Origin of the sequence: Moraxella porci DSM 25326, from assembly GCF_002014855.1 — a bacterium.
In the GTDB taxonomy this organism is placed as follows: domain Bacteria; phylum Pseudomonadota; class Gammaproteobacteria; order Pseudomonadales; family Moraxellaceae; genus Moraxella; species Moraxella porci.
The window spans coordinates 1-593 of record NZ_MUYV01000023.1; the positions used below are offsets into that span (position 1 = coordinate 1).

General features: G+C 37.9%; 1 protein-coding gene. It reads right to left on the reverse strand.

Going from position 1 to position 593, the window contains the following annotated elements:
- Positions 1–19: 19 nt before the first annotated feature.
- Positions 20–593 (reverse strand): IS1595 family transposase (locus tag B0681_RS10190; RefSeq protein WP_078318611.1); only part of this gene is annotated, 574 nt, incomplete at its 5' end.

The following is a 593-nucleotide window of genomic DNA, read 5'->3' on the forward strand; positions in this document are numbered from 1 at the left end:
GGGGCTGTACTAGATTAGCCTAAATCCCACACCATCTTCTCAATACTTTAAGCTGATTAGATGGTGTACCATAGTTAAAACGAAACTCACATTCTTTGATAAAAAGATGAAAGTGTTTCTTGTCAATGCCATTGTACTTTCTTAAAACACGCTTGGCTTGCGACCAGAAATTCTCAATGCCGTTGATGTGATTATGGTCTTTTGCAAATTCTTTGGAATGGTTAATTCTAAAATGCTTAAAATCACTTACATCAAGAGCATTATAGCTTTTGTAGCAGTCTGTATAAACAATACTATCAGGCTTGATTTTGCTTGTGATGATAGGCATTAGCGTGTTAGTCTTGGTGTCTTTAACCACAACCACAAAGACTTTACCGTTGCGTTTTAAAAGACCGAAGACAGCTGTTTTACCACCAGCGCCACGACCACGCTTGCCTTTGCGAATGCCGCCAAAATAGCTTTCATCAAGCTCTATTTCGCCATCAAACAATTCTTTAGCCTCAAGATTAAGATGGTATTCTATCACAAGTCTGATTTTATGATAGAATAAAGCTGCTGAATTTGGGTGTATTTGTAGTAAATCAGCTGCCGAA